Raw genomic sequence first — 7,375 nt, forward strand, 5'->3', positions numbered from 1 at the left:
CCTAGGACGTGCTCGCCATGTTTGGGTAGTCGGGCACCGCCGAGGTCAGTGCAGACGGGTACGCAGAGCGCTCTGCACGAGCGCCGCGTGCAGCCGTACGGACAGCTCGGCGAGCTCGTTCGCGGTGGCCTCGGCATGGGCTCTGGTCTGCGGATTACGGTGCCGGCGCAGGGGTGCGACCACCTGCTCCACCAGGCCCGCCTCCCGGTCGGCGGAGGCCCGCATGGCCCGAAGATGACGTGGTTCCAGACCGAAACGACCCAGATCCGCCACCAGCTTGGCGACGGTCACCATCTCGGTGTCGTATCCGCCGTCCGGGGACGGGACGATGAGCCCGTAGGACTCCCACTCTGTCAGCCGCTCCTCGTCGACCTCGGCGGCCGCGAGCAGCTCCGCCCGCCCGATCCGGGCGGCGGTCGCCCCACCGGGGCCGGCCTCCCACACCCCGTCGGTGAGGTCCCGCTGCGCACCGGGCGAGGGCAGAACGGGCTGCTCCCCCCGGGCCAGCGCGTCCAGGTGCTCCCGGATGACCTTCAGCGGCAGGTAGTGGTCCCGCTGCATCCGGAGCACCTGCGCCAGGCGCTCCACATCACGCGGGGCGAACTTCCGGTATCCGGAAGGAGTGCGCTGCGGCTCGATGAGCCCCTCGGCCTCCAGGAACCGGATCTTGGAGATGGTGACTTCGGGAAACTCCTCGCGCAGCTGGATGAGCACCGTTCCGATGCTCATCGGTCGCGCTTCCGCGGTGGCGGTGCCGTGTCCGGCACCGCCTGTCGGTGTTCGCAGCATGGGCCTTCCTGGGAGTCCCCCCGGACGGCGTCCGGGGCTGGTCACACGCCCCGCGGGCTCGCATAGAAGACCAGGCGGTACTTTCCGATCTGGACTTCGTCGCCGTTGGACAGCGGGACCGAATCGATGCGCTCACGGTTGACGTAGGTGCCGTTGAGGCTGCCGACATCGCCCACGGTGAAGCTACCTTCCGGGCTCCTGCGGAACTCCACATGACGCCGCGACACGGTCACGTCGTCGAGAAAGATGTCGCTCTGCGGGTGACGGCCGGCCGTGGTCAGATCGCTGTCGAGCAGGAAGCGGCTGCCGGAGTTCGGACCGCGTCGCACGACCAGCAGGGCCGAGCCCGCGGGCAGGGCGTCGACCGCGGCCTGGGCCTCCGGGGAGAGCGAGGGCAGAGCGGTCTGGCCGGTCGCCTCGGCCTCGTACGCCTCGAGACCGGAGATGGAGATCGTGGACGTCGTCTCCGAGGGACGCTCGGGAACGCCGCCCCGCAGCGGCGCACCGCAGTTGGAGCAGAACTTGCTGGCCTCCGCGTTGTGGTGACCGCACCTCGTACAGACCGGCATCGACGAGCCCTCCGGGGTGAACCCTCCACCCGTACTCGAGGCTGATGGTGCGCCGAAACCTATGCGTCCGGCACCGGCAGGGTCAACAGCCGACACGCCGTCACCCCCCGGGGCTCCGGACACCTCGTCGCGGAAGAGCGGACGCTCCGCCTCCTGCTCCTCGCCCTGGGCGTGGCGCGGAGCGCGGTGGCGGGCAGCACTGTTGCTGTCCTCGCGTGCACTCTTCCCGAACAACTTCGCAAACAACTTCACGGGCGATTCCCCTTGACCGACATAGACCCGCCCGTGGGGCAGGACGAACCCTGATTGAACACACCTGCCGACCCGGACATCTTCACAACGTCCGTATCCACCCGACAGTTTCCACCACGCACCACCAATCCGGTGCGGCGACCCCCCGCAACCGTCCGACCCGGTCGAGCGGCCCCCGCGCTCGCCCCGATCACGGGGAGGACGACCGAGCGTAGTCAGGCCGCTGCGCCGGTCGCAAGGCGTCGACGACGATGTCGTCGGACCGCTCCACGAGCACGGTGGCCTGCTCCTTCTCCAGCGTCTGGACCACACCGCCGGGGATGTTCAGGGCCGGCTCCAGATCCTGCGGCTTGCCGATCACCGTGAACTCGTACGGTGCCTCGATCTTCTTCCCGTCGACCTGGACGTCCCCGGCGTCCCCGGAGAAGTAGGTGTTGGCCACCACCCGCACCCCGTTGACCTGAATCGCCTCCGCGCCCGCCGCCCTCAGCTCCTGAAGGGCGTCGAGCAGCATGTCGGGCGCGACCGCACGCGCGGGGTCGGTGATCGTCAGGGTGATGCCGGGGCCCTGTGCCGCGACGGTGCCCGCGAGAATGCCGAGCTGGCCTTCCTTCTCCAGCGTCTGCTTCCGGGCCTCCTCCGCCTGGTCGGAGCTGTTCTCCAGCTCGGTGCGCTGGTCGTCCAGGCGCTGCTTCTCGTCCTCCAGGCGCTGGGTCCGGTCGTCGACCTCGTCGAGGATGCGGACCAGGTCCTCCTGCCGGGCGCCGCGCAGCGCACTGTCGTCGCTGGTGGACCGCACCTGGATGGCGAGCCCCAGGCCGAGCCCGAACAGCAGCACGGCGACGATCAGTTGGGCCCGGCTCAGCCGCGGCGGCCACAGGCCCGCCTTGAGCCGCTGCCGGCCGGTCACCTCCTTGGCCGGGGTCGGTGGCACGGGGGCGTCCGGGACGGCGGACGCGCCACCGTCGGGCTGTTCGCTGCGGGGGTTCTCGTCGTTGTTCATCGGCCTCAAGCCCGGAAGACGTGCCGGCGGATCGCGGCGGCGTTGGAGAAGATCCGGATGCCGAGCACGACCACCACACCCGTGGAGAGCTGGGCGCCGACGCCCAGCTTGTCGCCGAGAAAGACGATCAGCGCGGCCACCACGACGTTGGAGAGGAAGGAGACCACGAAGACCTTGTCGACGAAGATCCCGTCGAGCATGGCCCGCAGACCGCCGAACACGGCGTCGAGCGCGGCGACCACCGCGATCGGCAGGTAGGGCTCGACCACCGCCGGTACCTCGGGCCGGACCAACAGTCCGACCACGACTCCCACGACGAGGCCCAGTACGGCGATCACGATGTGCCCTTCCCTGTGTCTGCCGCACCACTGCCGGCGGCCTTCGGCTCTGCTGTACGGACGATCAGGCTCGGCGCCGCCGGAAGCTGGACCTTCGCCTGGTCGGAGATGCTGGTGCGGATGTCGAAGCTCTCCTTGAGCGCCTGCAGGTACTGGCCGTCGGCGCTGTCCTGGAACGCGGTCGCGAGCTTCTTGCCGTCCCCCACCGCGAGCACCGTGTACGGCGGTACGAGCGGTCTGTTGTCGACCAGTATGGCGTCGCCGGCGGCCCGGATGGCGGACAGGGCCGTCAACCTTTGCCCATTGATGGCGATGGCCTCGGCGCCGGATTCCCACAGCCCGTTGACGACGCGCTGCATGTCCCGGTCGCGCACCCGTCCGGTGTCGGCGAAGCCCGAGGACTCACGGGGCCCGCCGCCTCCCTGGTCGGTGTTCTTCGCGTCGTCGACGATCAGCTTCACGCCGGGGCCCTCGACCGGGGTCGCCCCGGCCAGCAGGGCCACCAGCTGCCCCTGGTCCCCGCCGTGCTGCTCGAGCGCCTTGCGCTGACGTTCGCTCACATCGGCGCGGAGCTTGTCGACATTCGACTCCAGGGTGTCCGCGGCCTCCGTCTCGGCGTCGATGCGGTCGATCAGCTCTTCGCGCTCCTTGGCCACGACCGGAGCCGAGATCCGCGCCTCGGCGGCACCGAGGGTGACGACCAGGGCGGCCACCACCAGTCCGGCCGCGAGACCGAACTTCGACCTGAGCGAACGGGGCAGCCCCGCGCTCCCGTCGGCCTTGCGCCGCGCCGAGGCCTCCGCGTACCCGTCGTCGAGGCTGTGGTCCATCACGTTGTTCAGCAGCGACATGGAGGCGTCGGGGCGTGCGGACGGCGGGGCGGTGCTCCGATCGGGGGACTGCTGCGACATGCCGCACATCGTCGCACGTCATCACGGCTGCCGCCGAATGGCCCCACCGGTGCGCCGCGGCACCCTGCCCCGGGCGTCGCGGCGCACCTTTCTCACATCAGTCTCCCGCGCTGTCCACGACCGCGGCCCACTCGTCGAGGAGCGCCTGCGCCGAGGCGTCGTCCGGGCCTTCCGCCCACAGATGGGTGACGGCTTCCGCCCGGTCGGGCAGGACCATGATCCACCGGCCGTCCGCCTCGACCACCCGGACCCCGTCGGTGGTGTCCACGCTGCGGTCTCCGGCCGCTTCGACGACCCGTCGCATGACGAGCCCCTTGACGGCCCACGGCGTCGCCAGGTCGCGGCGCAGGACGTGTGCCCGGGGAATGCGCGCGTCGATCTGGCTCAGGGTGAGCTGGGTCCGTGCGACGAGCCCGATGAGCCGGACGAAGGCGGCGGTCCCGTCGAAGACGCTGCTGAATTCGGGAACGATGAACCCTCCGCGCCCGTCTCCTCCGAAGATGGTGTCCTCTTCCCGACCCACCCGGGTCAGGTCGTCGGGCGAGGTGGTCGTCCACTCCACCTGGGTGCCGTGGTAGGCCGCCACCTGTTCGGCGACGCGTGTGGTCGTCACGGGCAGGGCGACACGACCGCTGCGCCGCTCGGCGGCGACGAGATCGAGGAGGACCAGCAGGGCCCGGTCGTCCTCGATGATCCGGCCGAGCTCGTCGACGAGGGAGAGCCGCTCGCCCACCGGGTCGAACCGCACTCCGAAGGCTGCCCGCGCGGAGGACACGATCTCTCCGAGCCGCACCAGACCGGCCCGCCGGGTGTCGGCGGACTCGGTGGGCCGCGCCTCGTCGAGCCCGGGGTTGATCGTCAGCGCGTCCACGCCGAGCCGTCCGAGCAGGCTGGGCAGAACGAGCCCGGCGCTTCCGTTGGACGCGTCGACGACGACCTTGAGCCCGGATTCCGCGATGCCCTCGACGTCGACGTTCCGCAGGAGTGACCCGGTGTACGAGTCGAAGACGCTGGACGGGAAGTGCAGGTCCCCGATCTCGCCGGGGAAGGCACGGCGGTACTCCTGGCGTGCGTAGACCCGGTCGAGCTTGCGCTGCTGCGCCTGCGAGAGATCCGCGCCCCGCTCGTCGATGAACATGATGTCCACGGAGTCGGGCACGCCGGGCGACGTACGGATCATGATGCCGCCGGCGCTGCCCCGGGCGGTCTGCTGGCGGGCGACGGGCAGCGGTACGTTCTCCAGGTCGCGTACGTCGATGGCACTGGCCTGGAGCGCCGAGATGACGGCTCGCTTGAGGGCGCGGGCGCCTCGGGAGTGGTCACGGGCGGTGGTGACCGTCGAACCCTTCTTCAGGGTCGTGGCGTAGGCGCCGGCGAGGCGTACGGCCAGCTCGGGGGTGATCTCGACGTTCAGGATTCCGGAGACCCCGCGCGCGCCGAAGAGGTGCGCCTGTCCTCGGGACTCCCAGATGACCGAGGTGTTGACGAACGCACCGGCCTCGATCGTCTTGAACGGGTACACCCGGACGTTGCCCTGGATGATCGACTCCTCGCCGACCAGGCATTCGTCGCCGATGACGGCGCCGTCCTCGATGCGGGCCGCACGCATGATGTCGGTGTTCTTGCCGACCACGCAGCCCCGCAGGTTGCTGTGCTGTCCGATGTAGACGTTGTCGTGCACCACGGCCTTGTGGAGGAAGGCTCCGGTCTTGACGACGACGTTGGATCCGACCACCGTGTGCTCGCGGATCTCGACGTCGGCCTCGACCTTGGCGTAGTCGCCGATGTACAGCGGTCCGCGCAGCACGGCGTCGGGGTGGACCTCCGCTCCTTCGGCGACCCACACACCGGGGGAGATCTCGAAACCGTCGAGCTCCACGTCGACCTTGCGCTCCAGGACGTCCGCCTGGGCCTTCACATAGCTCTCGTGGGTGCCGACGTCCTCCCAGTAGCCCTCGGCGATATAGCCGTAGATGGGCTTGCCCTCCTTCATCAGCTGAGGGAAGACGTCTCCGGACCAGTCGACCGAGGTGTCGGCCTGGACGTAGTCGAATACCTCGGGCTCCATGACGTAGATGCCCGTGTTCACGGTGTCCGAGAAGACCTGCCCCCAGGTCGGCTTCTCCAGGAACCGTTCGACCTGGCCGTTCTCGTCCACAATGGTGATGCCGAATTCCAGCGGATTGGGAACCCGGGTGAGGCAGACCGTGACGAGGCCGCCCTTTTCCTTGTGGAAGGCGATGAGGTCGGTGAGGTCGAAGTCGGTGAGCGCGTCACCGGAAATGACGAGGAACGTGTCGTCCTTCAACGCCTCCTCGGCGTTCTTCACGCTGCCCGCGGTGCCGAGTGGCTTCTCCTCGTTGGCATAGGTGAGCTCCATCCCGAGCTCTTCGCCGTCCCCGAAATAGTTCTTGACGAGGGAGGCGAGGAACTGGACGGTCACTACGGTTTCACTGAGCCCATGCCGCTTGAGCAGCCGCAGGACGTGCTCCATGATCGGCCTGTTGGCCACGGGCAGGAGCGGCTTGGGCATGCTCGAGGTCATGGGGCGAAGACGTGTGCCTTCGCCGCCAGCCATCACGACGGCCTTCATGTCGGAAACGTCCTCCTAGAAGAGACGACGGTCAGCCGACTTCGCCCGTCGGGGCATCATGCGCACCATCTGCCGCGGGCCGGCCACATTGCGCGGCACCGCATCAACGAGCTCAATCGGCTACTGCGTCCGCCTTCACGAGCCGGCGGACCTGAACCACGTACAGGATTCCTGCCCACCAGTAGAGCGTTGTACCCCATCCTGCGAACGCCCATCCGAAAACGGCAGCCAGTGTGGCCAGCCAACCACTCCCGTCGCTGAGCAGCAACAAGGGGAACGCGTACATCAGGTTGAAGGTTGCAGCTTTCCCGAGGAAGTTGACCTGCGGCGGCGGATAGCCGTGGCGGCGCAGGATGGCCACCATCACGAGAAGCATCAGTTCCCGGGCGAGAAGCAGCGCGGTGACCCAGAGGGGCAGGATCTCCCGCCAGGTGAGGCCGACCAGGGTGGAAAGGATGTAGAGGCGGTCGGCCGCCGGGTCCAGGAGTCGGCCGAGGCTGCTGATCTGGTTCCACTTGCGGGCGAGCTTCCCGTCGAGGTAGTCACTGATGCCGCTGAGCATCAGTACCAACAGCGCCCAGTTGTCGCTGTTGGGCCCTCCGAAGACGGGGCGGAGAATCAGCCACAGGAAGAGCGGTACCCCGACAAGGCGAGCCATGCTGAGGATGTTGGGGATGGTGAGGACCCGGTCCGTCTGGACCCGGGTCTCCTGGACCTCCACCCGGGAGCCTCCTGTGAAGAACGTGCCAATGATGCCCCCTGACCTTACCCTCAGCTTCCACCGTCGGGTGCAGCGGGGTGGAGGGTGGACCTCGGGCGACGGTCCGGAACGCAGAAAAGCCCCGTGCCACAAGGGCACGGGGCTTTCCCGGAAAGATTGTTCGGCGGCGTCCTACTCTCCCACAGGGTCCCCCCTGCAG

7 protein-coding genes are annotated in these 7,375 nt (G+C 68.8%); all 7 read right to left on the bottom strand.

Annotation, left to right across the window (positions count from 1 at the left end):
- Window positions 1-45: 45 nt before the first annotated feature.
- The 7 genes from D3105_RS14580 to D3105_RS14610 all read right to left on the bottom strand — a co-directional run bounded on the left by D3105_RS14580 (window position 46) and on the right by D3105_RS14610 (window position 7,176).
- Window positions 46-789, bottom strand: a complete 744-nt coding sequence (locus D3105_RS14580) for a MerR family transcriptional regulator (protein WP_073778955.1) — start codon at window positions 787-789, stop codon at window positions 46-48.
- A 41-nt stretch (window positions 790-830) separates the two neighbouring features.
- Window positions 831-1,610, bottom strand: coding sequence for an FHA domain-containing protein (locus D3105_RS14585; protein WP_118903642.1), 780 nt, complete (start codon window positions 1,608-1,610; stop codon window positions 831-833).
- 190 nt (window positions 1,611-1,800) lie between these two features.
- Window positions 1,801-2,613: a DUF881 domain-containing protein gene (locus tag D3105_RS14590; RefSeq protein WP_118903643.1), complete on the bottom strand. Its 813-nt coding sequence runs from the start codon at window positions 2,611-2,613 to the stop codon at window positions 1,801-1,803.
- Window positions 2,614-2,618: 5 nt separating this feature from the next.
- Window positions 2,619-2,951 carry a small basic family protein gene (locus D3105_RS14595; protein WP_003970459.1) on the bottom strand — a complete coding sequence of 111 codons (333 nt, stop codon included), beginning with the start codon at window positions 2,949-2,951 and terminating at the stop codon, window positions 2,619-2,621.
- Window positions 2,948-3,862: a DUF881 domain-containing protein gene (locus D3105_RS14600; protein WP_118903644.1), complete on the bottom strand. Its 915-nt coding sequence runs from the start codon at window positions 3,860-3,862 to the stop codon at window positions 2,948-2,950. The genes D3105_RS14595 and D3105_RS14600 overlap by 4 nt, the downstream gene beginning before the upstream one ends.
- 97 nt (window positions 3,863-3,959) lie before the next feature.
- Window positions 3,960-6,455, bottom strand: coding sequence for a mannose-1-phosphate guanyltransferase (locus D3105_RS14605; protein ID WP_030623757.1), 2,496 nt, complete (start codon window positions 6,453-6,455; stop codon window positions 3,960-3,962).
- 112 nt (window positions 6,456-6,567) lie between these two features.
- Entirely contained in the window at window positions 6,568-7,176 is a 609-nt protein-coding gene (locus D3105_RS14610) for a CDP-alcohol phosphatidyltransferase family protein (protein ID WP_006123083.1), read from the bottom strand.
- Between the last annotated feature and the right edge of the window lie 199 nt (window positions 7,177-7,375).

Source organism: Streptomyces globisporus (genome assembly GCF_003501885.1).
Taxonomy (GTDB): domain Bacteria; phylum Actinomycetota; class Actinomycetes; order Streptomycetales; family Streptomycetaceae; genus Streptomyces; species Streptomyces globisporus_D.